25 protein-coding genes, 1 tRNA gene and 1 other RNA gene are annotated in these 22,131 nt (G+C 41.8%); 19 read left to right on the top strand and 8 right to left on the bottom strand.

The window, feature by feature from the left end:
* Positions 1–7 precede the first annotated feature (7 nt).
* Entirely contained in the window at positions 8–265 is a 258-nt protein-coding gene (locus tag STO1_RS06425) for a DUF896 family protein (RefSeq protein ID WP_000377481.1), read from the top strand.
* 83 nt (positions 266–348) lie between these two features.
* Here STO1_RS06425 and STO1_RS06420 read toward each other — a convergent pair whose 3' ends face one another.
* From STO1_RS06420 to STO1_RS06410, 3 genes are read right to left on the bottom strand one after another with little or no spacing between them, the layout of a single operon-like run.
* Positions 349–1,593, bottom strand: coding sequence for an NAD(P)H-dependent oxidoreductase (locus STO1_RS06420; protein ID WP_007521437.1), 1,245 nt, complete (start codon positions 1,591–1,593; stop codon positions 349–351).
* A gap of 17 nt (positions 1,594–1,610) precedes the next feature.
* Positions 1,611–2,216 carry an NADPH-dependent FMN reductase gene (locus tag STO1_RS06415; RefSeq protein WP_000915933.1) on the bottom strand — a complete coding sequence of 202 codons (606 nt, stop codon included), beginning with the start codon at positions 2,214–2,216 and terminating at the stop codon, positions 1,611–1,613.
* An 18-nt stretch (positions 2,217–2,234) separates the two neighbouring features.
* On the bottom strand, positions 2,235–3,164 hold the full coding sequence (locus STO1_RS06410; RefSeq protein WP_007521439.1) for an FAD:protein FMN transferase: 930 nt from the start codon (positions 3,162–3,164) through the stop codon (positions 2,235–2,237).
* Between the two features lie 308 nt (positions 3,165–3,472).
* On the opposite strand from STO1_RS06410, the gene nox reads away from it, so the two are divergent.
* The 3 genes from nox (at position 3,473) to pdxT (ending at position 6,462) form a co-directional block, all read left to right on the top strand.
* Positions 3,473–4,852 carry a H2O-forming NADH oxidase gene (nox, locus tag STO1_RS06405; protein WP_000036768.1) on the top strand — a complete coding sequence of 460 codons (1,380 nt, stop codon included), beginning with the start codon at positions 3,473–3,475 and terminating at the stop codon, positions 4,850–4,852.
* Between the two features lie 152 nt (positions 4,853–5,004).
* Positions 5,005–5,880 carry a pyridoxal 5'-phosphate synthase lyase subunit PdxS gene (gene pdxS / locus STO1_RS06400; RefSeq protein ID WP_096422459.1) on the top strand — a complete coding sequence of 292 codons (876 nt, stop codon included), beginning with the start codon at positions 5,005–5,007 and terminating at the stop codon, positions 5,878–5,880.
* Entirely contained in the window at positions 5,881–6,462 is a 582-nt protein-coding gene (pdxT, locus tag STO1_RS06395) for a pyridoxal 5'-phosphate synthase glutaminase subunit PdxT (protein ID WP_096422457.1), read from the top strand.
* A 19-nt stretch (positions 6,463–6,481) separates the two neighbouring features.
* Here pdxT and trhA read toward each other — a convergent pair whose 3' ends face one another.
* Positions 6,482–7,129: a PAQR family membrane homeostasis protein TrhA gene (trhA, locus tag STO1_RS06390; RefSeq protein WP_001097972.1), complete on the bottom strand. Its 648-nt coding sequence runs from the start codon at positions 7,127–7,129 to the stop codon at positions 6,482–6,484.
* Positions 7,126–7,572: a DUF1836 domain-containing protein gene (locus STO1_RS06385; RefSeq protein ID WP_007521446.1), complete on the bottom strand. Its 447-nt coding sequence runs from the start codon at positions 7,570–7,572 to the stop codon at positions 7,126–7,128. The genes trhA and STO1_RS06385 overlap by 4 nt, the downstream gene beginning before the upstream one ends.
* Before the next feature lie 134 nt (positions 7,573–7,706).
* Here STO1_RS06385 and STO1_RS06380 point away from each other — a divergent pair, with 134 nt between their 5' ends.
* From STO1_RS06380 to trxB, 7 genes are all read left to right on the top strand, one after another.
* A complete protein-coding gene (locus STO1_RS06380) occupies positions 7,707–8,201 on the top strand; it encodes a GNAT family N-acetyltransferase (protein ID WP_061588074.1) in 495 nt (164 codons plus the stop codon).
* The gene (locus STO1_RS06375; RefSeq protein ID WP_096422455.1) at positions 8,198–8,713 is read left to right on the top strand and encodes a methylated-DNA--[protein]-cysteine S-methyltransferase; all 516 of its coding nucleotides are present in this window, start codon (positions 8,198–8,200) and stop codon (positions 8,711–8,713) included. Before STO1_RS06380 ends, STO1_RS06375 begins: the two co-directional genes overlap by 4 nt.
* Positions 8,714–8,725: 12 nt before the next feature.
* Positions 8,726–9,082: an arsenate reductase family protein gene (locus STO1_RS06370; protein ID WP_007521452.1), complete on the top strand. Its 357-nt coding sequence runs from the start codon at positions 8,726–8,728 to the stop codon at positions 9,080–9,082.
* A 156-nt stretch (positions 9,083–9,238) separates the two neighbouring features.
* Entirely contained in the window at positions 9,239–10,039 is an 801-nt protein-coding gene (locus STO1_RS06365; RefSeq protein ID WP_000219161.1) for an amino acid ABC transporter permease, read from the top strand.
* A complete protein-coding gene (locus STO1_RS06360) occupies positions 10,039–10,782 on the top strand; it encodes an amino acid ABC transporter ATP-binding protein (RefSeq protein WP_000590976.1) in 744 nt (247 codons plus the stop codon). The genes STO1_RS06365 and STO1_RS06360 overlap by 1 nt, the downstream gene beginning before the upstream one ends.
* A gap of 77 nt (positions 10,783–10,859) precedes the next feature.
* Entirely contained in the window at positions 10,860–11,084 is a 225-nt protein-coding gene (locus STO1_RS06355; protein WP_007521457.1) for a DUF4059 family protein, read from the top strand.
* Positions 11,085–11,149: 65 nt separating this feature from the next.
* On the top strand, positions 11,150–12,061 hold the full coding sequence (trxB, locus tag STO1_RS06350) for a thioredoxin-disulfide reductase (RefSeq protein ID WP_007521459.1): 912 nt from the start codon (positions 11,150–11,152) through the stop codon (positions 12,059–12,061).
* A gap of 182 nt (positions 12,062–12,243) precedes the next feature.
* On the opposite strand, the gene rlmB is transcribed toward trxB, so the two are convergent.
* Complete coding sequence (rlmB, locus tag STO1_RS06340; protein WP_007521462.1) at positions 12,244–12,972, bottom strand: 23S rRNA (guanosine(2251)-2'-O)-methyltransferase RlmB; 729 nt, start codon at positions 12,970–12,972, stop codon at positions 12,244–12,246.
* A 44-nt stretch (positions 12,973–13,016) separates the two neighbouring features.
* Positions 13,017–13,628: a peptide deformylase gene (gene def / locus STO1_RS06335; RefSeq protein WP_001272963.1), complete on the bottom strand. Its 612-nt coding sequence runs from the start codon at positions 13,626–13,628 to the stop codon at positions 13,017–13,019.
* Between the two features lie 155 nt (positions 13,629–13,783).
* Between def and STO1_RS06330 the strand changes: the two genes are divergently transcribed.
* The 4 genes from STO1_RS06330 (at position 13,784) to ssrA (ending at position 16,997) form a co-directional block, all read left to right on the top strand.
* The gene (locus STO1_RS06330) at positions 13,784–15,103 is read left to right on the top strand and encodes a CapA family protein (RefSeq protein ID WP_096422453.1); all 1,320 of its coding nucleotides are present in this window, start codon (positions 13,784–13,786) and stop codon (positions 15,101–15,103) included.
* A gap of 23 nt (positions 15,104–15,126) precedes the next feature.
* Positions 15,127–15,954, top strand: a complete 828-nt coding sequence (locus STO1_RS06325; protein WP_084851650.1) for a Cof-type HAD-IIB family hydrolase — start codon at positions 15,127–15,129, stop codon at positions 15,952–15,954.
* Between the two features lies 1 nt (position 15,955).
* Positions 15,956–16,591 carry an SGNH/GDSL hydrolase family protein gene (locus tag STO1_RS06320; protein ID WP_084851652.1) on the top strand — a complete coding sequence of 212 codons (636 nt, stop codon included), beginning with the start codon at positions 15,956–15,958 and terminating at the stop codon, positions 16,589–16,591.
* Positions 16,592–16,649: 58 nt separating this feature from the next.
* Positions 16,650–16,997, top strand: a transfer-messenger RNA (tmRNA) gene (gene ssrA, locus STO1_RS06315).
* 220 nt (positions 16,998–17,217) lie between these two features.
* Here the strand turns inward: ssrA and STO1_RS06310 are convergent.
* Positions 17,218–17,305: transfer RNA gene (locus tag STO1_RS06310), tRNA-Ser, on the bottom strand.
* Between the two features lie 161 nt (positions 17,306–17,466).
* On the opposite strand from STO1_RS06310, the gene STO1_RS06305 reads away from it, so the two are divergent.
* The 4 genes from STO1_RS06305 (at position 17,467) to STO1_RS06290 (ending at position 22,016) form a co-directional block, all read left to right on the top strand.
* Positions 17,467–18,207 (top strand): DeoR/GlpR family DNA-binding transcription regulator, encoded by a 741-nt coding sequence (locus tag STO1_RS06305; protein ID WP_061588075.1) that lies wholly within the window; start codon positions 17,467–17,469, stop codon positions 18,205–18,207.
* Positions 18,204–19,115 carry a 1-phosphofructokinase gene (pfkB, locus tag STO1_RS06300; RefSeq protein ID WP_000640801.1) on the top strand — a complete coding sequence of 304 codons (912 nt, stop codon included), beginning with the start codon at positions 18,204–18,206 and terminating at the stop codon, positions 19,113–19,115. Before STO1_RS06305 ends, pfkB begins: the two co-directional genes overlap by 4 nt.
* The gene (locus STO1_RS06295; RefSeq protein WP_096422451.1) at positions 19,112–21,067 is read left to right on the top strand and encodes a PTS fructose transporter subunit IIABC; all 1,956 of its coding nucleotides are present in this window, start codon (positions 19,112–19,114) and stop codon (positions 21,065–21,067) included. The genes pfkB and STO1_RS06295 overlap by 4 nt, the downstream gene beginning before the upstream one ends.
* Positions 21,068–21,227: 160 nt before the next feature.
* Positions 21,228–22,016 (top strand): HEAT repeat domain-containing protein, encoded by a 789-nt coding sequence (locus STO1_RS06290; RefSeq protein ID WP_096422449.1) that lies wholly within the window; start codon positions 21,228–21,230, stop codon positions 22,014–22,016.
* Positions 22,017–22,131: the final 115 nt, after the last annotated feature.

Raw genomic sequence — 22,131 nt, 5'->3', positions numbered from 1 at the left:
GATAAACATGGATTCAAAAAAAATCGCTCGTATCAACGAGCTCGCTAAAAAGAAAAAAACAGAAGGCTTAACTTCTGCTGAAAAGGTGGAACAAGCTAAACTTCGTGAGGAATATATCGAAGGCTATCGTCGCGCTGTTCGTCACCATATTGAAGGAATTAAAATTGTGGATGAGGAAGGAAATGACGTAACGCCAGAAAAACTACGCCAAGTGCAACGTGAAAAAGGTTTACATGGTCGCAGTTTAGATGATCCCAACTCATAAAATGAAAGGGTTTTGTTGATGATTTACAAAACCCTTTTTTGTTATTAGCAAAAAAAGGAGCCATTTGGCTCCTTTTGAGTTTCTTAGTTGCTTGCACCAGAAGTAGCGTCTGCGCCACCACCGTGGCCTCCAGCATCACCTGAATCAGAAGCGCCAGAAGTAGCATCAGCATTTCCATGTCCTCCAGCAGCAGGAGCAAATGGTCCGCTACCACCTACCAAACGTTGACCAGTCTCTTTTAGGTACCAGTCAAGCCATGGTTGGAAGTTAAAGACAATTTCATTGATACCAGCGTATGATCCGTCAGGATAGTACATTGCTTGGTAGTTGTGGGTGTTGATGACACCTGCAGGAGAACCTGGAACGATCGTACGGACGTATTCTTGGTTTCCGTTACGAAGGGTTCCGATAACCCACTCTACATTTTTCATACGTGCTGGTGGAAGAGATCCATGAACCGTCGACATACGGTTACCTGATTGAGGTGGTACACGTTTAGCAAACATGGTGTCTGGATCTTGGTGAGCGTTGTTGTAGTAGAGGAATTGGTTGTTGTCGTCAGCGTATGTCAATTCAAATGGCATAGCTTTCAAGAACATATCGATTTGGTTAACTGTCAAGATACCGTGGTCCAATTTGACATAGGTATCACCAGAAACAGCTCCAGTGATTGCAGCAACTTTTTCTACCCATTCTGGATCGTCAGGATCAACTTCTGTAATGGTTGTAGCAATTGGTTTTCCACAATCCAAGTCTTCTGGTTCGATTGGTTTTGGTTTTTTCAATTTCGAAACGACTCCTACGTATTTTACAAAGTTATCTAAGCAAGTTTCAAGGAATTTAACAGTTCCTTCGTTGGTGATGTTTCCATTGTTATCAAAAGCTTCTTTGGCTTTACCAAGAAGGAACTCATTTCCTGGAAGCGTGTAGGCATTAACACCTGGAGCATCAAGGATTTTACGAAGGTGAACTTGTGCACGTGATGTTCCTTGGTCATAGTATGATGCACCCACAATCATAACAGGCTTGTTTTCAAATGGATGAACTTCGTATGAAAGCCATTCAAGTACAGATTTGAGAGAAGCTGAGATAGTGTGGTTGTGCTCAGGAGTAGCGATAATGACACCATCAGCACGTGTAATCTTGTTATACAAGAAACGCAATTGGAAGCTTTCGTCCCATTTTTCGTCTTGGTTAAACATTGGAACTTCGTCGATTTCAAGGACTTCTAATTCAAATTTGAATTTGAAATTGCGACGGATAAATTCCAAGAGTTTGCGGTTATATGATTGATCGTAGTTTGATCCAACAAGTCCAACAAATTTCATTCTTTCGGTCTCCTATCTTACAAATTTTCCCAGTCGAATTCTTCAGCATCTTTGCGAAGCAATTCTTGTGCATTGCGCAATTTCTCAGTAATCTTCACAAAGATACGGAAGTCATCAAAGATGGCATCCAATTTCTTGATAACATCAAGGTCAACCAAGTCTCCACTTGGGTTAAATGCTTGAAGAGAGTGAGAAAGCAAGAATTCATCTGGTAGAACATTTGCCTTAATTTCAGGAGCGTTCAAGATTTGACGAAGTTGCAATTGAGCACGAGATGAACCAAGAGTACCGTAAGAAGCACCAGTGATCATGATTGGTTTGTTCAAAAGTGGGTAGATACCATAGGATAGCCAAGCAAGAGCGCTCATCAAAACTGCAGGGATAGAGTGGTCGTACTCAGGAGTACCGATAATCACACCGTCAGATGCTTCAATTTTAGCTGCAATCTCAAGAATTTCAGCCGGAAGTTGCTTATCTGCTGGTTTGTTGAAAACAGGGATGTCCTTAATTTCAACGAGTTCAATTTCAGCCTTGTCGGCGAAGTGTTTTTGCATGTATTGGAGTAATTGGCGGTTTGTAGAACGTTTAGAGTTCGTTCCAACAATGGCAATAAGTTTTAGCATGAGATTTCCTTTCTCTTTTTACATAATACAATTTTGAAGGCCTGAAGAACATACAAGGCGTCCCTCTTTGTCGATGAGGATGGCTTCAATACCATCTATACTTTCGACTTGCCAGAGGATAGAAGCGCTTCGTTCTCCGAAAAGGCGCGTTGTCCATATCTCACCATCAACGGATTTATCAGAGACAATCGTTAGGCTAGCAAGATTGGTATCGACAGGGAATCCTGTCTCACTATCAAAGATATGGTGATAGTCTTTTCCATCTACTGTCAGGTGGCGTTCATAGATACCTGAAGTGACAACGGATTTGTTAGACACAGGAATAGTCAGGAGATGATTGCCACGAGGATTTCGCGGATCTTGAATCCCAATCTGCCAGGCTTTCCCTTCTTTGGCTTGATTGTTCCCGATGGTGAGAATATTTCCTCCGAGATTGATCAGGGCAGAGGTGACACCGTGTTCTTTCAAATACTGGGCAACCTTATCTGCACTATAGCCCTTGGCTAAACAACCTAAATCAAGCTTCATTCCTTTCTTCTCTAAAAAGACAGTAGAGTTAGTCGGATCTAACTTGATAAAATGTGGGTCAACTAGTGGCAAGACAGCTTCAATTTCGTTTAACTCTGGAAGTCGCGCATCTGCAAATCCGATTCGCCAGGTTTGAATCAAGGGACCGATACTGATATTTAGATGGCTAGAGGGAGCTAGGCTGTGCTCTAGTCCAAGAGCAATCAGTTCAAACAGGTCAGGATGAACCTTAACAGGTGTGATTCCAGCCTGGTAGTTGATTTCCATCAGTTCGGATTCTTGACTATTGGCGTTGAAGCGGTATTCGAGCTCCTTAAGCAAGTCAAAAGCGCCCTGAAGCAGGATTTCTGCCCGCTCATCTACTAATGAAATCGTGATAGTTGTTCCCATTAGCCGTTCAGAACGTGAATGAAGAGGCAAGCTACCAGCTCCTTTCTTTTCATAGGAAATCATTCAATATAAGTTGGTTAAAGAAAAATTAAACCCCTTACATTTTATTTCCATGTAACTAGCATACCATAAAGTCAGCGTTTTCACAAATGGATTTTGACAAAAAGTCAAGAAATATGCTCAAAAAATATAAGAAAAGGATAGAAACTCAAAACAATCAATATAATAAAGCTTAAAATTGCTTAAAAAAAGAGAATTCTAAGCAAATACCTTGTAAACGCTAACAGTAAATGTTATACTAGAGAAGTAAATTAAATTTTAAAGGTAGGAATTTTTCTATGAGTAAAATTGTTGTAGTTGGTGCTAACCACGCTGGTACAGCTTGTATTAATACAATGTTGGATAACTTTGGTCATGAGAACGAAATCGTAGTATTTGACCAAAACTCAAATATTTCATTCCTTGGTTGTGGAATGGCGCTTTGGATCGGGAAACAAATTGATGGCCCAGAAGGTCTCTTCTACTCTGATAAAGAAAAATTGGAAGCAAAAGGTGCTAAAATTTACATGAACTCACCAGTTCTTTCAATTGACTACGATAACAAAGTTGTGACTGCTGAAGTTGAAGGTAAAGAACACAAAGAGTCTTATGATAAATTAATCTTTGCAACTGGTTCAACTCCAATCTTGCCTCCAATCGAAGGTGTAGAAATCGTTAAGGGTAACCGCGAATTCAAAGCGACTCTTGAAAATGTTCAATTTGTTAAGTTGTACCAAAATGCAGAAGAAGTCATCGAAAAACTTGCTGACAAGAGCAAACACCTTGAGCGCATTGCCGTTGTTGGTGGTGGTTACATCGGTGTTGAGCTGGCTGAAGCTTTCGAACGTCTTGGAAAAGAAGTGGTGCTTGTTGATATCGTAGACACTGTTTTGAACGGCTACTATGACAAAGACTTTACCCAAATGATGGCGAAGAACTTGGAAGACCACAACATCCGTTTGGCACTCGGTCAAACAGTTAAAGCCATCCAAGGTGACGGTAAAGTTGAACGCTTGGTAACAGACAAAGAAACATTTGATGTAGATATGGTGGTTCTTGCAGTTGGTTTCCGTCCAAACACAGCTCTTGCTGACGGTAAGATTGAACTTTTCCGCAACGGTGCCTTCCTTGTAGACAAGAAACAAGAAACATCTATCCCAGGTGTATACGCTGTTGGTGACTGTGCGACTGTTTATGACAATGCTCGTAAAGACACTAGCTACATCGCTCTTGCATCTAACGCTGTACGTACTGGTATCGTTGGTGCTTACAATGCTTGTGGACATGAATTGGAAGGAATCGGTGTGCAAGGATCAAACGGTATTTCAATCTATGGTCTTCACATGGTTTCAACTGGTTTGACTCTTGAAAAAGCAAAAGCAGCAGGTTACAATGCAACTGAAACTGGCTTTAATGATCTTCAAAAACCAGAATTTATGAAGCATGACAACCACGAAGTTGCCATCAAGATTGTCTTTGATAAAGACAGCCGCGAAATCCTTGGTGCACAAATGGTTTCACATGATGCTGCTATCAGTATGGGAATCCATATGTTCTCACTTGCTATCCAAGAGCATGTAACAATCGATAAATTGGCCTTGACAGACCTATTCTTCTTGCCACACTTCAACAAACCATACAACTACATCACAATGGCTGCACTTACAGCTGAAAAATAACAATAGCTGAGCTATCTGGCCTTAAGTTAAGGTCAGATAGTTTTTTTAATCCATCTGTACCCAGACAATTATTGTTTTTCTATCTTGTACTTCATTCTAATCTGGCCTAAAATGAAATGGTAGCTACCAATACAAATGATGAGGATTAAGAAATGACTGAAAATCGTTATGAACTAAATAAAAACTTGGCACAGATGCTCAAAGGTGGGGTTATCATGGACGTTCAGAACCCTGAACAGGCTCGTATCGCAGAGGCTGCTGGTGCGGCAGCTGTTATGGCCTTGGAACGGATGCCAGCTGATATTCGTGCAGCTGGTGGAGTTTCTCGTATGAGTGATCCAAAGATGATTAAGGAAATCCAAGAAGCGGTCAGTATTCCAGTGATGGCCAAGGTCAGAATCGGGCATTTTGTTGAAGCTCAGATTTTAGAGGCTATTGAGATTGACTATATCGATGAGAGTGAAGTGCTGTCTCCAGCAGACGATCGTTTCCATGTGGACAAGAAAGAATTCCAAGTTCCTTTTGTCTGTGGAGCTAAGGATTTGGGTGAAGCCTTGCGTCGTATCGCTGAGGGAGCTTCCATGATTCGGACAAAAGGAGAACCGGGTACAGGAGATATCGTCCAAGCCGTTCGCCATATGCGTATGATGAATCAAGAAATTCGCCGTATTCAAAATCTACGCGAAGATGAACTTTATGTGGCAGCAAAAGAACTCCAAGTCCCTGTAGAATTGGTCCAATACGTTCATGAACATGGAAAATTACCAGTTGTCAACTTTGCAGCCGGAGGTGTTGCAACACCAGCAGATGCTGCGCTAATGATGCAACTGGGTGCAGAGGGGGTCTTTGTCGGTTCAGGTATTTTCAAATCAGGCGACCCTGTTAAACGAGCAAGTGCTATTGTCAAAGCGGTAACCAACTATCAAAATCCTCAAATTTTGGCTCAAATCTCTGAAGACCTAGGGGAAGCCATGGTTGGTATCAATGAGAATGAAATCCAAATTCTCATGGCTGAGCGAGGAAAATAGATGAAAATTGGAATATTGGCCTTGCAAGGTGCCTTTGCAGAACATGCAAAAGTGTTAGATAAATTAGGAGTCGAGAGTGTCGAAATCAGAAATTTAGAGGATTTTCAACAACATCAGAGTGACTTGGTGGGTTTGATATTACCTGGCGGTGAGTCTACAACCATGGGCAAGCTCTTGCGCGACCAGAACATGCTACTTCCCATCCGAGAAGCCATTCTATCTGGATTACCCGTTTTTGGGACCTGTGCGGGCTTGATTTTGCTGGCTAAGGAAATCACTTCTCAGGAAGAAAGTCATCTTGGAACTATGAATATAGTGGTTCAGCGCAATGCCTATGGACGCCAACTAGGAAGTTTTTATACAGAGGCAGAATGTAAGGGAGTTGGCAAGATTTCGATGACCTTTATCCGTGGTCCGATTATCAGTAGTGTTGGAGAGGGTGTAGAAATTCTAGCAACAGTTGATAATCAAATCGTTGCTGCGCAAGAAAAAAATATGCTGGTAACCTCTTTTCATCCAGAATTGACAGATGATGCTCGCTTGCACCAGTATTTTATCAATATGTGTAAAGAAAAAAGTTGAGAAAAGATTCTCAACTTTTTTACATGTAATAAACAATCGCGATATATTGGAGTGCAGATGCTGCTAGGATAAAGAGATGCCAAATCATGTGGAAATAAGGCTTTTTCTTGGCGTAAAATCCAGCTCCAACTGTATAACAGAGTCCGCCAGTTACCATGAGACTCCAGAAAATTGGCGTTGTTTGACTGATAATGGCAGGAATGATAGCCAGAACCAACCAGCCCATAATCAGGTAAAGGGCAAGACTGAATTTCTCATTGACCTTTTTAGCAAAGATTTTATAGAGGATGCCAAAGATGGTCGTTCCCCACTGAATGGCAATGATCAGATAGCCAAACCAGTTATTCATCAAAGTCAAGACGACCGGCGTATAAGAGCCTGCGATAGCTACGTAAATCATAGAATGGTCGATGATTCGTAAGACGTATTTGTGGGTCGAACCATAGGCCATAGAGTGGTAAATGGTTGACGAGAGGAACATGAGAAAGAGACTGATAACAAAGATAGAAACACCAAAAGATGATAAAAATCCATGTGCTTCATAACTATAGGTGGATGAAATAGGGAGTAGGATGAGCATGATAACGGCACCTACAGCATGGGTCACGCTATTAGCAATCTCCTCTCCAAAACTGAGTTTTTTACTGAGTTTTAGACTGGTATTCATTGGATTTCCTCCTCTTCTTTGATAAGGATTAAGTCTAGAGTTTGATGATAGAGTTTAACCGTTTGACAGCTAGTTTGGATAATAGGATTTTCTGGATCAATCCCATGGTTCATGTAGTCCACAAAAGCGTCGTAGAGCTGGTCTGAGCTTGCTTGAGTTTGTAGAGTATTCAGTGTCTGAGCGATTTCTTGGATCGAAAAGACAGACTTGAGAGTGGTGATGGCAATCAAACGTGCAATCTGTTTGCGTTGGTATTTTTTCTTGTCTGGCTTTGTCAGGTAACCATGTTTGACATAGTTATTGACCATGGATGCTGTTAGCCCCTTGTCCTTATCTGGAGAGACAGGGTCACAGACCTGATTGACATAAAGTAAAACTTGATCCAGATAGAGGTCAATGTTTGGAATGTCTTCCCATTTTGGGTAGGAAAAGTTAGAATTCATTTCCAACTCCTTTTTATCTAGTTTTGATAACTAGATTATAAAATAATAAAAAACAAAAGTCAAGTTTCAACTGCTTGTAGAAAGCTTTAAATTATGCTATGATGAGAGAAACTAGTTAGAAATGAGGGAAAAAGATGGAGATTCGTTTAGCTTTTCCAAACGAAGTAGATGCGATTATGCAGGTGATGGAGGAAGCCAAGAAATGTTTAGCAGATGCCGGTAGCGACCAGTGGCAAAATGGCTATCCAAATGCCGACATCATTATTGATGATATCATCTCTGGTCAAGCCTATGTGGCCTTGGAAGAAGGAGAACTACTAGCCTATGCTGCTGTGACCAAGAGCTCAGAGAAAGCCTATGAAGCCATTTATGAAGGGAGTTGGCAGGGGGGAGAATCAGAATATCTGGTCTTTCACCGTATCGCTGTTGCAGCAGATATCCAAGGACAAGGTGTTGCTCAGACTTTCCTAGAAGGCTTGATTGAAGGTTTTGATTATCTAGATTTTCGTTCAGATACGCATGTACAAAACAAGGCCATGCAGCATATCTTTGAAAAGCTAGGCTTCCAACAGGTTGGTAAGGTTCCAGTTGATGGGGAACGTTTGGCCTATCAGAAATTAAAAAAATGAAGCAGAATACGTACGCAAAAATGCTCTACCCGTCGCCAATTGGAACCTTATCCTTAGTTGCTGACGAGCAATATCTGTATGGAATTTGGGTACAGGACCAAACTCACTTTGAGAGGGGATTAGGGGATGAAACGATAGAAGAAGTTGCTAGCCATCCTGTATTAGAGCAAGTTATTTCCTATTTAGATACCTATTTCGAAGGCAGTGTTCAGGACCTATCTGACTTACCTTTGGCTCCTATTGGAACGGATTTTGAAAAGCGAGTCTGGGCTTACTTGCAGAGCATTCCTTATGGTCAAACAGTAACTTACGGACAAATAGCTCAAGATCTGCAAGTGGCTTCTGCCCAAGCGATTGGTGGAGCAGTGGGGCGTAATCCTTGGTCCATCCTCGTACCCTGTCACCGTGTGCTGGGATCAGGCAATCGTCTGACAGGCTATGCATCGGGAGTCGAAAAGAAAGCCTGGCTCTTGCAACATGAAGGTGCAGCATTTCAAGAAAATAAAAAATAGAAAGAAAAGAAGATGTTAGAATTTATCGAATACCCAAAATGTTCAACTTGTAAGAAAGCAAAAAATGAATTGGATCAACTTGGACTAGAATACCAAGATGTCCACATCGTAGAAGAAACCCCAAGTGAAGACGTGATTTTGAACTGGTTAGAAACTTCCGGTTTTGAAGTGAAACAATTTTTCAATACTAGCGGGATCAAATACCGCGAACTAGGCCTAAAAGATAAGGTAGGAAGTTTGTCAAAACAAGAAGCAGCCAAGCTTCTAGCCAGTGATGGTATGTTATTGAAACGTCCAATTTTGGTGGAGAATGGTGCTGTTAAACAAATCGGTTATAGAAAAACCTATGAGGACTTAGGTTTGAGATAGTTTTTATTTATCTCCTTGATAGGTAAAATATATAGCCTCCCTGTTTTAAAGTGTGATAAACTAGAAGGTAGACAAAGTCTGCTTTTCCCGTAGCAAATAATTTGCTTGCGAGCAGAAGTATGGTAGAATGAATCATTATCAGGAGAGGATGTTTTTATGACTGTTACAACATTTTTAGCATCAGATTGGTACCAAAGTTTGATGCAACTCATTCCGGATGGCAAGCTCTTTAGTTTGCGTTCGGTCTTTGATGGAATTCCAAGGATTGTCCAGCAACTGCCTACAACCTTGATGTTGACGCTTGGAGGTGCACTCTTTGGTTTGCTACTTGCCCTGATTTTTGCCATTGTTAAGATCAATCGTGTTAAGATTTTATATCCCTTGCAGGCCTTTTTCGTTAGCTTCTTAAAAGGTACTCCAATCCTAGTTCAACTTATGTTGACCTACTACGGAATTCCTTTGGCACTGAAAGCTATCAACCAACAATGGGGCACTGGTTTCAATATCAATGCGATTCCAGCAGCGCTTTTTGCGATTGTGGCCTTTGCTTTTAATGAGGCGGCTTATGCAAGTGAAACGATTCGTGCAGCCATCCTTTCTGTTAATCCAGGTGAAATTGAGGCGGCGCGTAGTCTGGGTATGACTCGTGCTCAAGTTTATCGTCGCGTGATTATTCCAAATGCGGCGGTGGTAGCGACACCGACTTTGATTAACTCTCTTATCGGTTTGACCAAGGGAACTTCTCTAGCCTTTAGTGCGGGTGTTGTTGAAGTTTTTGCTCAAGCTCAGATTTTGGGTGGAGCAGATTATCGTTACTTTGAGCGTTTCATCTCCGTAGCCCTTGTTTATTGGGTAGTCAATATCGGAATTGAAAGCCTCGGTCGTTTCATCGAGAGAAAAATGGCTATTTCTGCACCTGATACAGTGCAAACAGATGTGAAAGGAGACCTTCGTTAATGATTAAGATTTCGAATTTAAGCAAATCCTTTTCAGGACAAACTGTCTTGGATCATCTGGACTTGGATATCCAAAAAGGGGAGGTAGTGGCCTTGATTGGTTCATCTGGAGCTGGGAAATCAACCTTTCTTCGTAGTTTGAACTATCTTGAAACTCCAGATAGTGGAACGATTCAGATTGACAATTTTAAAGTTGATTTTTCTCAGATTAGCCAAGAAGAAATCCTAACCCTTCGTCGCAAGTTGTCTATGGTTTTCCAACAGTTTAATTTGTTTGAACGCCGAACTGCTCTTGACAATGTTAAGGAAGGTTTGGTTGTTGTCAAGAAATTATCGGATGAGGAAGCAACAAAAATCGCCAAGGAAGAGTTGGCTAAAGTTGGTCTTTCTGACCGTGAAAACCATTACCCTCGCCACTTATCAGGTGGACAAAAGCAACGGGTTGCCCTCGCGCGTGCGCTTGCTATGAAACCAGATGTCTTGCTCTTGGACGAGCCCACTTCAGCCCTTGACCCGGAGTTGGTCGGTGAAGTAGAAAAGTCTATTGCAGATGCTGCCAAGTCAGGTCAGACCATGATTTTGGTCAGTCATGATATGTCTTTTGTAACCCAAGTGGCAGACAAGGTTTTATTCCTAGATAAAGGGAAAATCATCGAGTCTGGCACACCGGATGAAATCATCAATCATCCAAAAGAAGAACGGACAAAAGAATTCTTCGCTAGTTACAAACGGACTTATATTTGATATAATAGAAAAAGGAAAACTCAGTTAGTTGGACTAGCTGAGTTTACTCTTTAAAAAAGATAGAAACGAGAGAGATCATGCTGCTGCAACTGTTTTCTTTATATTTCGAGAGTTTGATCTTAACGACCATCCTTGTCGTGATTTTTCTGGGGATTTGGATTGGATTGAGAGCCATGTCTGGTGTGGACAAGACAGCCAAGGCTCGTCAAGCTCATCTCTATGATATGATTATGATTGGAGTTTTGGTCGTTCCGGTGTTATCCTTTGCCGTCATGAGTCTCATTTTAGTTTTTAGAGCATAATGCTTGCTAAATAAACTTCAAACAGTTAGAATAAAGATAGTTACAACAAGAAAGAAGGAATCGAAATGTACGATACAATTATTATCGGTGCTGGGCCTGCGGGAATGACAGCTGCCTTATATGCGGCTCGAAGCAATTTGAAAGTTGCTCTCATTGAAGGTGGTCTGCCAGGTGGGCAAATGAACAACACATCTGATATTGAAAACTATCCAGGTTATGCCAACATCAGTGGACCTGAATTGGCTGAAAAAATGTTTGAACCACTTGAAAACCTTGGAGTGGAGCATCTTTATGGCTATGTTGAAAATATTGAAGACCAGGGGGACTATAAGAAGGTAATCACTGATGATCAAGTTTACGAAACCCGTACTGTCATCGTGGCAACTGGGTCAAAACACCGTCTCTTGGGTGTTCCCGGAGAAGAAGAACTGAACAGTCGAGGTGTTTCTTACTGTGCAGTCTGTGATGGAGCTTTCTTCCGTGACCAAGATTTGTTGGTAGTTGGTGGCGGAGATTCAGCGGTAGAAGAGGCTCTGTTCTTGACTCGCTTTGCCAAGTCTGTCACTATCGTTCACCGTCGTGACCAACTTCGTGCCCAAAAGGTTTTGCAAGACCGTGCCTTTGCAAATGAGAAAGTCAACTTTATCTGGGACTCTGTCGTCAAGGAAATTAAAGGTGAAAACCGAGTAGAATCTGTCGTATTTGAAAATGTAAAGACGGGTCAAGTGACAGAGCAAGCCTTTGGAGGTGTCTTTATCTATGTTGGTTTGGATCCCGTTAGCGATTTTGTTAAGGATTTGAACATCCAAGATCAGGCAGGCTGGATTGTAACAGATAACCACATGAAGACTGCCGTTGACGGTATCTTTGCAGTTGGTGATGTTCGCCAGAAAGACCTTCGTCAAGTCACAACAGCAGTTGGAGATGGGGCTATCGCAGGTCAAGAAGCCTATAAATTTATCACTGAACATAGTTAATACTCTTCGAAAATCTCTTCAAACCACGTCAACGTCGCCTTGGATTATATATGAGACTGACTTCGTCAGTTCTATCTGCAACCTCAAAACAGTGTTTTGAGCAGCTTGCGGCTAGTTTGCTCTTTGATTTTCATTGAGTATAATCATAAAAAAGTTTCCAATCAATCTGATTGGAAACTTTTTTATAGTCGATTTCGGAAAACTTCGTACATGAGAATGGCTGCAGCAACACTGGCATTGAGACTTTGAACATGTCCATTCATCGGAATGGTAATCATCTCATCAACCTGTTTTTTGATGTTGCTCGAGATGCCTTTTCCTTCATTTCCGATGATGAGGGCGATTTTCCCTTTTGTATTCCACTTGTGGCAAGGGGTACCGTTCATATCCGTTCCAAAGGTCCAGAAGCCTTCGTCCTTGAGCTTATCTAAGGTTTGACTAAGGTTAGTCACTCGAGCAATCGGTACGTGCTCAATAGCTCCAGTAGCCGTTTTGGCAACGACTGGAGTTACACCGACAGCTCTGTGCTTAGGAATGATGACTCCTGAAACGTTGGTTGCATCAGCAGTTCTCAAGATAGAACCTAAGTTGTGAGGGTCAGTTAACCCGTCCAGAATCAATAGCAAAGGATTTTCTTCTTGGCGTATTTTTGCAAGGATGTGATCCAGCTCGCTATAGGCAAATTCAGAAACTCGAAGGACAAATCCTTGATGGACAGCGCCTTCGGTCATTTCAGAGAGGGATTTTTTTGAGGTCCAAGAGATGGAGACCTTTTTCTCAGCAGCCAGTTCCTTTACTTTCTCAACATTCTTACCTCGGAGATCATCTTGGAGGTAGAGTTTGTTTCCTGTATTTGCAAGGAGGGCTTCGGTAACGGCGTGGACGCCATAGACAATATCATTTGTTTTCATGCCTTTATTATAACACAAAACCCCGTCTTGCAACGGGATTTTCTTTATTCGAGGATGAGGAGTCCATCTTTGATAGCAAATGGGTCTTTCTCATTGATACGATCGTAGAACATGATTCCGTTGATGTGGTCAATTTCATGTTGGACAACGATAGAGTTGTATCCTTTGAGCTTGATACGGTGTTTTTCTCCGTCCTTGTCAAAGTAATCAACAGTGACGCGAGCATGACGAACAACATAGCCGGGAACTACACGGTCGACAGATAGGCACCCTTCTCCTTCACCGAGGGCGGCGTCCTGAACAGAGTGAGAGACGATTTTGGGATTGTACATAACAGCTTGCAGGTCGTAGGCTTCCTGAGGAGTTTCACCTTCTTCCACAATATTTGGCACTAAAACAGCGATAATGCGTTTTGAGATATCTAACTGAGGAGCGGCCAATCCAACCCCACCGCGGAGTCCCATCTTTTCAGCCATAACAGGATCCTGAGAATTTTTGAGGAATTGCATCATCTTTTCTCCAAGGATGATTTCCTGGTCAGACAGTGGGAAAGTGACCTCCTCAGCAACCGCGCGTAAAGTTGGGTTCCCCTCACGGATAATATCGTTCATATTAATTAAATGAGCAGCTTTTGTAATACGTTCTATAGCAGACATTTTCTCTCCTTTCATTACCTCTACATGATAACACAAAATAGACGAGAAAGAAAGTCACAGAAGTTCCTAAAAAATAATATAATAAACGGTATTCCTCTTTTGTCTGTGGTATAATAGAAGAAAAGGCTTGCAGTAAAAGCAAGGGGGGGATAAAGATGGAAAAGCGACAAGATAGACGGTCTCATGGTCCTATTTTTGGATTGTTGAAGAGTGGTATTGGTTTCTTTAGGAATTATAAATCTTGGACAAATGCTCAGTTTATTACGGTGTTGCTACTTGCAGTTACCTTGTCTATGGGGCTGAACTTGTTGGGCCAAGCAGTACAAGGGAACAAGGGAACAAGTCCGAGTGGTCAAACTCTTGATTCTGCTCAGACGTCTGGTCAATCCAAGGAAAATCAGTCTGATGAAACGACAGCCCGTATCATGGCAAATGGTGACCTTCTCTACCATATTCCTATCTACCGAACAGCTCTGAAAGAAGACGGTAGCTACGATTTCCACGAAAATTTTGAGTATGTAAAACCCTGGCTCAAACAAGCGGATTTAGTGCTTGGTGATTTTGAAGGAACGGTGAACAAGGACCACTACTTGGCAGGTTATCCTCTCTTTAATGCACCTGGAGAAGTCATGGATGCAATCAAGGATGCAGGCTACCAAGTTCTAGACTTAGCTCATAATCATATTTTGGATTCTCAAATTGAGGGAGTGGTTTCGACAGCAGAAGCTATTGAAAAGGCTGGAATGACACCCATCGGAGTCTACACACATGAATCCCGAGACCAAGCCCCTATAGTCATCAAGGAAGTCAATGGTATCAAGGTAGCTCTCCTGGCCTATTCCTACGGTTTTAATGGCATTGAGCAGTATATCTCTCAAGAGGACTATAATCGTTATCTTTCTGATTTGAATGAAGATAAGATGAAGGCAGAAATCGAGCGTGCAGAGAAGGAAGCGGATATTACTGTCATCATGCCTCAGATGGGAATTGAGTACCAGCTAGAACCAACGGAAGAACAGAAAACACTGTACCACAAGATGATTGACTGGGGAGCTGATATTATTTTTGGAGGGCATCCTCACGTCGTTGAACCTGCTGAAACAGTTGAAAAAGATGGTGACAAAAAACTGATCATCTACTCCATGGGGAATTTCCTCTCAAATCAGCGCATTGAAACCATGCAAGATGAGGAAAATGCCAAGTGGACGGAGCGCGGTGTTCTCATGGATGTGACCATTAAGAAAAAAGATGGCAAGACTAGGATTGAAACGGCGAAAGCGCATCCTACTTGGGTCAATCGAACACCCAAAGGGACTTACTCTCCAGAAGGCTATCCGCTCTTCCTCTATCAGACCTATATCCTAGAGGACTTCATTGAGGGAGGCAGTCACCGTGACAAGTTGGACGAGGCGACCAAGGAACGAATTGACACGGCCTATAAAGAAATGAATGAACATGTAGGGTTGAAGTGGTAGACGCTCACTCTAAAGGAGATATGATGACGATTAAATTAATTGCAACAGACATGGATGGAACCTTGCTAGACCCGAGGGGGCAGCTAGATCTGCCCCGCTTGGAAAAGATTTTAGATCAGCTGGATCAAAGGGATATCCGTTTTGTCATTGCGACAGGGAATGAAGTTCACCGTATGAGGCAATTACTGGAGCACTTGGCGAGTAGAGTGATCTTGGTTGTTGCTAACGGCGCTCGTATATTTGAGTATGATACGCTACTTCAGGCCCAGACTTGGGATGATGCTATGGTTGACAAGACTCTCCTTCATTTTAAAGGGAGAGAGTGTCGAGATCAGTTCGTCGTTACCAGTATGAATGGGAGTTTTGTCAAGGAAGGAACGGTTTTTACAGACCTGGAAAAATTTATGACTCCAGAGATGATTGAAAAACTTTATCAAAGGACAAATTTTGTGGATGAGCTAAACTCAGACCTCTTTGGAGGAGTTCTAAAGATGAGCATGGTCGTTGGTGAAGAACGTTCTAGTTCAGTTTTGCAGGAAATCAATGATCTCTTTGATGGTCGTGTAAGGGCTGTTTCTAGCGGTTATGGCTGTATCGATATCCTGCAGGCTGGGGTTCACAAGGCTTGGGGATTGGAAGAATTACTCAAGCGCTGGGATTTGACATCAGAACAAATTATGGCTTTTGGTGATAGCGAAAATGATGTTGAGATGTTGGAGATGGCTGGAATTGCCTATGCGATGGAAAATGCTGATGATGAGGCCAAGGCAGTTGCAACTGCCCTAGCTCCAGCTAACAGCCAGGCGGGCGTTTATCAAGTTCTAGAGAATTGGTTAGAGAAAGAGGGATAGGGTGGCAGTACAGTTATTAGAGAATTGGCTCTTAAAGGAGCAGGAAAAAATTCAAACCAAGTATCGTGAATTGAATCAAGTATCTGTTCTAGAGCCAGATATCATCTTTATCGGCGATTCGATAGTGGAGTATTACCCTCTTCAAGAGTTGTTGGGAACTGCCAAGACGATTGTTAATCGTGGCATCCGAGGCTATCAGACGAGATTGTTATTAGAGAATTTGGATGCCCATCTTTATGGTGATGCTGTCGATCAAATTGTTCTCCTAATAGGAACAAATGATATTGGAAAAGATATTCCCATGAATGATGCTTTGGATAATCTTGAGCGTGTAATCCAATCGATTGCCCGAGAATATCCGCTGTCACAAATAAAACTCCTTTCTATTCTGCCAGTCAATGAAGGAGAAGAATACAAGCAGACAGTATATATTCGTACCAATGAAAAGATCAGAGAATGGAATCAAGCCTATGAGGCTCTAGCATCCGCCTATATGCAGGTAGATTTTGTGCCGATTTATGATAGTTTGACAGATTCAAAAGGACAACTTCAATCAGCCTATACAACGGATGGCCTCCATCTAAGTGTAGCCGGTTATCAAGCTTTATCAGATGCTTTGAAAACGTATCTGTTCTAAAGAATTGGCTTGATTTTGCATTTTTTTTGAAGATAGGTTATAATAGTTCTAACATCCTGGGGTCGTTACGGATTCGACAGGCATTATGAGGCATATTTTGCAACCCGTGTGGCGACGTAAACGCTCAGTTAAATATAACTGCAAAAAATAACACTTCTTACGCTCTAGCTGCCTAAAAACCAGCAGGCGTGACCTGATTTGGATTGCTCGTGTTCAATGACAGGTCTTATGATTAGCGAGATACGATCAAGCCTTGTCTAGTGGTTTGATAAGAGATTAATAGACTCGCAGTTCCTAGGCTTGAGTTATGTGTCGAGGGACTGTTAAAACAATACATAACCTATGGTTGTAGACAAATATGTTGGCAGGTGTTTGGACGTGGGTTCGACTCCCACCGGCTCCATTATTCTTTCGCTAAACTTGGAAAAACGTTGTTAAATCAACGTTTTTTGTTTTTGCCTTTTGTATTCCTTGGTATTCTTTTGCTAAAAAAGGATACAACATTTTTGTCGTATCCTAGAAATCTATATCCTTTTGTTTTATGAAATCATATAGTGTTTGTATTATTTGATTTTTAAATACTTGTGATAAAAAAACTGCACCGAAATGCAGTTTTTGTTTTTCTACGGAAGACATGGGATTCGAACCCACGCACGCTGTTACACGCCTACCGCGTTTCCAACACGGCCTCTTAAGCCTCTTGAGTAATCTTCCAATACTTACTCAAATAGTCTACCATAAAGCCACTTATCTTGCAATAAAAATTTTGGAAATAAGAAAAATGATAGAATTTGAAAGAAAATGATAAAAAATGCTTGACTTTGATAGAAATTGTGCTAGAATGAATAGTGTAAACGATAACAGGAGGTGATTTGGTGTTAAAAACTGAGCGGAAGCAACTGATTTTAGAGGAGTTAAATCAACATCATGTAGTTTCCCTAGAAAAATTGGTTAATCTATTAGAAACATCAGAATCGACAGTACGAAGAGATTTGGATGAGTTGGAGGCTGAAAACAAGCTTCGCCGTGTGCATGGTGGAGCAGAATTGCCCCACTCCTTGCAGGAAGAAGAAACCATCCAAGAAAAATCTGTCAAAAACCTTCAAGAGAAGAAGCTACTGGCTCAAAAAGCAGCCTCTCTTATTAAGGAGCAAGATGTTATCTTTATTGATGCTGGAACGACAACTGCTTTTTTAATCAAGGAATTGGTTAATAAGAATATCACAGTTGTGACCAACTCCATTCATCATGCGGTTCAGTTGGTTGAAAAACAGATTCCAACTGTCATGGTTGGAGGAAGTGTCAAGATGGCAACAGATGCATGTATCGGTGGAGTTGCTCTTAATCAAATTAACCAATTGCACTTTGACCGTGCCTTTATCGGGATGAATGGTGTAGACGATGGCTATTATACGACTCCTGACATGGAGGAGGGAGCTGTGAAACGTGCCATTTTGGAGAATGCCAAACAAACCTATGTCTTGGTCGATTCGTCTAAGATTGGACAAACTTGCTTTGCCAAGGTAGCACCTCTCAAACGCGCTATTGTTATCACAAGTCAAGGGCATGAGCTCTTGCAGGCTATTAAGGAGAAAACGGAGGTAATAGAAGTATGATTTATACAGTCACACTCAATCCATCCATTGACTATATCGTGCGCTTGGACCAAGTTCAAGTCGGTAGTGTCAATCGTATGGACAGTGATGATAAGTTTGCTGGTGGGAAAGGAATCAATGTCAGTCGTGTTTTGAAACGTTTGGATATTCCTAATACTGCGACTGGATTTATCGGAGGATTTACTGGTAAATTTATCACAGATACTTTGGCAGAGGAAGAAATCGAGACTCGTTTTGTCCAAGTAGCAGAAGATACTCGTATTAATGTTAAAATCAAAGCAGACCAAGAAACAGAAATCAACGGAACGGGTCCTAATGTTGAACCGGCTCAGCTAGAAGAATTGAAAGCTATTTTGTCTAGTCTGACAGCAGATGATACGGTTGTGTTTGCGGGTTCGAGTGCTAAGAACCTAGGTAATGTTATTTACAAAGATTTGATTGCCTTGACACGCCAGACTGGTGCGCAAGTGGTTTGTGACTTTGAAGGACAGACCTTGATTGATAGTTTGGACTACCAACCACTTTTGGTTAAACCAAACAATCACGAGCTTGGAGCTATCTTTGGAGTGAAACTCGAAAGTTTAGATGAAATCGAGAACTATGCTCGTCAGTTACTGGCCAAAGGAGCTCAAAACGTCATTATCTCCATGGCTGGTGACGGTGCCCTTCTTGTCACATCTGAGGGAGCATACTTCGCAAAACCTATCAAGGGAACAGTCAAAAATTCAGTGGGAGCTGGTGACTCTATGGTTGCTGGATTTACAGGTGAATTTGTCAAATCTAAAGATGCAGTAGAAGCCTTCAAGTGGGGAGTAGCTTGTGGAACAGCAACTACCTTCTCGGATGACTTGGCAACAGCGGAATTTATTAAAGAAACATATGAAAAAGTTGAGGTAGAAAAACGATGAAAATTCAAGACCTATTGAGAAAAGATGTCATGTTGCTGGATTTGCAGGCGACTGAAAAAACAGCTGTCATCGAAGAGATGATTCATAGCTTGGTAGATCACGGTTATGTGACGGATTTTGAAACCTTTAAAGAAGGCATTTTGGCGCGTGAAGCTCTGACTTCTACTGGTCTGGGTGACGGAATTGCTATGCCCCACAGTAAAAACTCTGCTGTCAAAGAAGCAACGGTTCTCTTTGCTAAGTCAAATAAGGGTGTTGACTACGAAAGCTTGGATGGGCAACCAACAGACCTCTTCTTCATGATTGCTGCTCCAGAAGGTGCCAATGATACTCACTTGGCAGCCTTGGCAGAATTGTCACAATACTTGATGAAAGACGGTTTCGCTGACAAACTTCGTCAAGTAACATCTGCAGATCAAGTTATTGAACTCTTTAACCAAGCTTCAGAAAAAGCTGAGGAGCCTGTTCAAGCACCTGCCAATGAATCTGGTGACTTTATCGTAGCAGTTACAGCTTGTACAACAGGTATCGCCCACACTTATATGGCCCAAGAAGCCCTTCAAAAAGTGGCTGCTGAGATGGGTGTTGGTATCAAGGTTGAAACCAACGGTGCTAGTGGTGTCGGTAATCAATTGACAGCGGAGGATATCCGCAAGGCTAAAGCTGTTATCATCGCTGCAGATAAAGCAGTTGATATGGATCGTTTCGATGGCAAACCATTGGTAAATCGTCCAGTAGCAGACGGTATCCGCAAGACAGAAGAATTGATCAACTTGGCCCTTTCTGGAAATGCTGAAGTTTATCATGCTGCTAATGGAGCACAAGCTTCAACAGCATCTAATGAAAAACAAAGTGTTGGTGGTGCTTTCTACAAACACTTGATGAGTGGTGTATCTCAAATGTTGCCATTCGTTATCGGTGGTGGTATCATGATTGCCCTTGCTTTCTTGATCGACGGAGCTTTTGGTGTGCCACAGGATAGTCTTGGCAATCTCGGATCCTACCATGAGCTCGCTTCCATGTTCATGAAAATTGGTGGAGCAGCCTTTGGTTTGATGCTTCCAGTTTTTGCAGGATATGTAGCTTACTCTATCGCTGAAAAACCAGGTTTGGTAGCTGGTTTCGTGGCTGGTGCTATTGCTAAAGAAGGTTTTGCTTTTGGTAAAATCCCTTATGCAGCTGGTGGTGAAGCAACTTCAACACTTGCAGGTGTCTCATCTGGTTTCCTAGGTGCCCTTGTTGGTGGATTTATCGCAGGTGCTTTAGTTCTTGCTATCAAGAAATACGTTAAAGTTCCTCGTTCACTTGAGGGTGCTAAATCAATTCTTCTCTTGCCACTTCTTGGAACAATCTTGACAGGATTTGTCATGTTGGCTGTTAACATCCCAATGGCAGCAATTAACACTGCTATGAATGACTTCCTAGGCGGACTTGGAGGAGGCTCAGCGGTCCTTCTCGGTATCGTTCTTGGTGGTATGATGGCTGTCGACATGGGTGGACCTGTCAATAAAGCAGCCTATGTCTTTGGTACAGGTACGCTTGCAGCGACTGTTTCTTCAGGCGGTTCTGTAGCCATGGCAGCAGTTATGGCTGGAGGAATGGTGCCTCCACTTGCAATCTTTGTCGCAACTCTTCTTTTCAAAGACAAATTTAGCAAAGAAGAACGCAACTCTGGTTTGACAAACATCATCATGGGCTTGTCATTCATCACTGAGGGAGCGATTCCTTTTGGTGCAGCTGACCCAGCTCGTGCGATTCCAAGTTTCATCCTTGGATCGGCAGTAGCAGGTGGACTCGTTGGTCTTGCAGGTATCAAACTCATGGCACCACACGGAGGAATCTTCGTTATCGCCCTAACTTCAAATGCCCTTCTTTACCTTGCCTCTGTCTTGGTAGGCGCAATTGTAAGTGGTGTGGTTTATGGTTACCTTCGTAAACCATTAGAAAAATAATCACAAATACTCAAATGACTGAACACGAAAGTGGGCAGTCATTTTTTGATGATGGAGTTAGGGAGAACGGTCTTCAAAGTGATATAATAGAGGTAAATCTTAGAGAATTTAAATGATAGAATGCTGAAGTTCTACAAATATCTTAGAGGAGATAAGTGTCATGAGTGATTCTAGAAAAGAAGGAATCGACAAACTAGAGAAGGAACAGTTCGGTCGCAAAAGTCTTACAAAAGAAGCGTTACAAGGAACCTATGCCAGCTTGGTGGAGGAAGATTTTCCTGATTCTAAACGAATTCATTTTATAGCTGATTTAGGTAGGAGCCCAGAAATTGCCTTTCATTTTGAACTCATTTGCAACGATTGGGAGGAAGGAACTGACCTAAATTTTGAAGCAAGTTTTGACCAGCATGGGCAGGAGGGAATAGACTATCTTTTGGGGACTCTCAATCAAGAGGAAGATGAGAGTCAACGCATTTTAATTGTTTATTTCCTAGCGAAAATCCTTTCCAAAGTAAGACATAGAGATTTTTATGCATCTTCTTGCAAGCAAGTACTTCCCGTTCTAATCTCTCTTTTACCTAGTTCAGAAGCTTCGAATCGTAGAAAGCTAATCATTGCCCTAGGTTGGATTGGTTCAATAAGTGAGATAGAAATCTTAGGGCAACATCTCTTGACTGACCCAGATGCACTTTGTCGTGCCTGGTCTGCCAGTAGTTTGATGCAATTATCTTTTCATCAAATTGAAAAAGAAGTCTTGATGGAGAAAACGAAGGATTTGTTTCGAGAGGCGATTCCAGAAGAAAAGGACTTTCTGGCTTGTGCTCTGATGATAGAAGCAGCTCAAGTTTTATTTGGGAAAAAATGGATTCCTACATCTGCTGTAGAGAAGTTGGAAATCGAAAAGATTGAGAAGGCAAGAAAATCAGCAATTAGATTTTTGAAGAAGTAGTGAGACAAGGTTGTTGAAAAATCATATAGAATAGAAAATTCAGAAATATCAACGAAAGATGATTGTGTCTAGTAGATGCAGTCATTTTTTTGATTTCTCTAGATGTTTCTGAAAT

It is taken from the genome of Streptococcus oralis subsp. tigurinus (genome assembly GCF_002356415.1).
GTDB lineage: Bacteria > Bacillota > Bacilli > Lactobacillales > Streptococcaceae > Streptococcus > Streptococcus oralis_F.
Note: the sequence above shows the minus strand (reverse complement) of the source record. Positions and strands in the feature narration are given on the sequence as shown.

Coding starts and splice junctions, on each gene's coding strand:
- STO1_RS06420 (WP_007521437.1), bottom strand. CDS start 1,593: ATGAAATTTGTTGGACTTGTTGGATCAAACTACGATCAATCATATAAC.
- STO1_RS06370 (WP_007521452.1), top strand. CDS start 8,726: ATGTTAGAATTTATCGAATACCCAAAATGTTCAACTTGTAAGAAAGCA.
- trhA (WP_001097972.1), bottom strand. CDS start 7,129: ATGAATACCAGTCTAAAACTCAGTAAAAAACTCAGTTTTGGAGAGGAG.
- STO1_RS06385 (WP_007521446.1), bottom strand. CDS start 7,572: ATGAATTCTAACTTTTCCTACCCAAAATGGGAAGACATTCCAAACATT.
- pdxS (WP_096422459.1), top strand. CDS start 5,005: ATGACTGAAAATCGTTATGAACTAAATAAAAACTTGGCACAGATGCTC.
- STO1_RS06360 (WP_000590976.1), top strand. CDS start 10,039: ATGATTAAGATTTCGAATTTAAGCAAATCCTTTTCAGGACAAACTGTC.
- nox (WP_000036768.1), top strand. CDS start 3,473: ATGAGTAAAATTGTTGTAGTTGGTGCTAACCACGCTGGTACAGCTTGT.
- STO1_RS06425 (WP_000377481.1), top strand. CDS start 8: ATGGATTCAAAAAAAATCGCTCGTATCAACGAGCTCGCTAAAAAGAAA.
- STO1_RS06415 (WP_000915933.1), bottom strand. CDS start 2,216: ATGCTAAAACTTATTGCCATTGTTGGAACGAACTCTAAACGTTCTACA.
- STO1_RS06375 (WP_096422455.1), top strand. CDS start 8,198: ATGAAGCAGAATACGTACGCAAAAATGCTCTACCCGTCGCCAATTGGA.
- STO1_RS06330 (WP_096422453.1), top strand. CDS start 13,784: ATGGAAAAGCGACAAGATAGACGGTCTCATGGTCCTATTTTTGGATTG.
- STO1_RS06380 (WP_061588074.1), top strand. CDS start 7,707: ATGGAGATTCGTTTAGCTTTTCCAAACGAAGTAGATGCGATTATGCAG.
- pfkB (WP_000640801.1), top strand. CDS start 18,204: ATGATTTATACAGTCACACTCAATCCATCCATTGACTATATCGTGCGC.
- STO1_RS06325 (WP_084851650.1), top strand. CDS start 15,127: ATGACGATTAAATTAATTGCAACAGACATGGATGGAACCTTGCTAGAC.
- trxB (WP_007521459.1), top strand. CDS start 11,150: ATGTACGATACAATTATTATCGGTGCTGGGCCTGCGGGAATGACAGCT.
- pdxT (WP_096422457.1), top strand. CDS start 5,881: ATGAAAATTGGAATATTGGCCTTGCAAGGTGCCTTTGCAGAACATGCA.
- rlmB (WP_007521462.1), bottom strand. CDS start 12,972: ATGAAAACAAATGATATTGTCTATGGCGTCCACGCCGTTACCGAAGCC.
- def (WP_001272963.1), bottom strand. CDS start 13,628: ATGTCTGCTATAGAACGTATTACAAAAGCTGCTCATTTAATTAATATG.
- STO1_RS06365 (WP_000219161.1), top strand. CDS start 9,239: ATGACTGTTACAACATTTTTAGCATCAGATTGGTACCAAAGTTTGATG.
- STO1_RS06295 (WP_096422451.1), top strand. CDS start 19,112: ATGAAAATTCAAGACCTATTGAGAAAAGATGTCATGTTGCTGGATTTG.
- STO1_RS06355 (WP_007521457.1), top strand. CDS start 10,860: ATGCTGCTGCAACTGTTTTCTTTATATTTCGAGAGTTTGATCTTAACG.
- STO1_RS06290 (WP_096422449.1), top strand. CDS start 21,228: ATGAGTGATTCTAGAAAAGAAGGAATCGACAAACTAGAGAAGGAACAG.